Origin of the sequence: Vibrio sp. YT-15, assembly GCF_033337445.1 — a bacterium.
Taxonomy (GTDB): domain Bacteria; phylum Pseudomonadota; class Gammaproteobacteria; order Enterobacterales; family Vibrionaceae; genus Vibrio; species Vibrio alginolyticus.
Genome location: NZ_JAWOQR010000042.1, coordinates 1 through 2,455, shown reverse-complemented (window position 1 = coordinate 2,455; position 2,455 = coordinate 1). Strand labels below are relative to the sequence as shown.

Sequence of the window (2,455 nt, the reverse complement as noted above, 5' to 3'; positions counted from 1 at the left end):
TCAAATTACTTTTTATGAAGCGATTGATCATGGTGTAGGTCAAGATGAGCTGGTGACTAACGTATTGGTTGAAAGCACTCAAAGTGATGCTGACGGTACACAAGAGGCTGTTGTGGCCCCCCTAGAAATCGCCATCCTTGATACCGATCCAGTGATCGCAAATGAGTCATATAGTGTAACCGAAGGCCAAGTCATTTCTGGCAATGTACTGGAGAATGACATTGATATTGATGGTGACTTGTACATTCGATATGTCAGAGCCGGAGGAGAGATCCAGTCTGTCCCTGATGGTGGCTCAGTAAGTTTTAGTCTAGAGAAGGGTGAATTAACCGTATTTTCAGATGGCTCTTGGCAGTTGAATGCCAGTCGCAACTTAGATCACACGGTTGAGCAAAGTCTCGTTTTTGATTATCTCGCAGCCGATGATTCAAAAGATTACGGTGTAGCAACCGCAACTATCGACATTATAGATGGCCAAGCGGGTTATGTAGGCAGCGCTACTATAAACACAGCAGAAGTACCTCTGGGAGAGGCATTATTAACCACCGAAGGCAGTGTTAATGTGATTGCTGGCTCTGATAACCCTGATCCGACTAGTTTGTATTTTGGTGGGGCATCCATTACTAAGTTAGAGGCATTAGGGCTTACAAGCTCAGTCTCTGATAATGAGCTTAGCTACACGTTAAGTTCCAGTGGGAAGCAAATCACAGCATTTGCCAATGGTGTCACTGTATTTACGTTAACATTGAGTGGCATTGAGTCGGGTAACGATGTACTAGCTTCAATTTCGCTTACTCTTGATCATCCTATCGATCAATTCAATAGTAATGATACGGTAACCTTCCCGTTGACCATTGGAGGGACAGATCTAGACTCCACACCGCTTGTAGAGAATGAAATTGATTTCGTGTTGAAAGATGGTGTTGATCCTACGTTGAGCAACTTGACTGTTGTTGCAATGGAGGAGATTGATCTAGAAAGTGGGGCAATCTTTAAGACAGGGAGCCTTCAACTCGATATCGGGAGTGATTATGTTGACTCTCTTCGATTTAGCGAATTAAACCAGCCCACATTAGTGAGTAGTGAAAGTGAGTTGCTTTACCGTCTGTCTGATGACGGTACGACAATTACTGGCTATATCTTAGAAGGTGGGGTGGAAGTAAATATTTTTCAATCGAAACTATTATCCACATTACCTTTAGAGTCGAGTAGTGAAATAGAGTATTCCTTTGAATTATATCGCTCTTTCGATCTGTCAAAAGATCAAATCCTGGATATACCATTGTTAGTTAATGCAACAGATTCAGACGGTGACACCACCTCCGTAACATTGGATATTACCTTAGAGGCAATTGAAGGTTTGAACGATGATGCCTCTTTAACGGTGGATATTCTTGATGGCGGTGATGGATACGAAAACCAGTTTGAAGTTCCTAGTGTCACGATTCAAGGTGACGCACTCAAGATAAGCGATGAGTGGCTTGTTACTATCACCATTACCGATAGCCTCAATAATTCTATTACTGTTACAACGACCGTAGAGAACGAGGCTTATACCCTATCAGGCGTCGATCTGTCTTCTCTTGCCGAAGGGCCGCTTACGGTGACTTCTGTGGTTTCTGACATTTATGGCAACAACCTGAACGCCGTCGATACGACCATTAAAGATACGCTTGCAACGGTGAACGTCAATTTTGATGGTGGAGGAGATGAGTATTTAAATCAGTACGAAATCGCGACTACTCGCCTCGAAGGGACGATTGAAAACATTGAAGATGGCCAGCGTATCCAAGTTACGGTAACCGACTCGTTAGGAGCGGTCATAAACTTAGAAACAGTGGTGACTGGTGGAAGTTGGTCTCTGGACGACGTTGACCTTTCTGGATTGTCTGAAGGTACGCTGACCGTTGTTGCTGAGAGTATAGATATAGCGGGCAACCCTGCAACCAGTGAAAACACCATCGTCAAAGATACGCTTGCAAGTGTGACGGTGGACGTTGACGATGGCGGAGACGGCTATTTAAACACTGAAGAGCGCCAATCTGTCACTTTGTCAGGGCAAGTCAGTGACGTTGAAAATGGTCAGACGGTTTCTGTCACGGTTCAAGACAGCTTGGGGGTGATGCTCTCGTTCAATACCGTTGTCGTTGATGGTATGTGGCAAGTCGAAGGGGCGAACTTATCCACGTTAGCCGATGGGGCGTTAACCGTATCTGCCTCCGTGAATGATGTGGCGGGCAACCAAGCGAAAGCGATGGATGAGGCTACGACCATAGATGCCACAGCTCCCACCATTGATATAGATACGGATTTTTATATTAGCGGTGGTCTTGCCATTGATGATTTCCGTGAGGGTATAGTCACGGAAATGAGAGGGACAACCAGTGGTGTAGAGCAAGGTCTGGCGGTGACGATTCGGGTAAGTGACGGAGACAGCACGCTGAATTTTACTGGC

1 protein-coding gene is annotated in these 2,455 nt (G+C 45.2%); it reads left to right on the top strand.

Features of this window, described 5'->3' with window-relative positions; genetic code table 11:
• The coding region (locus R7D93_RS25045) for an Ig-like domain-containing protein (RefSeq protein WP_405537906.1) at positions 1-2,455 on the top strand (2,455 nt) is incomplete at both ends.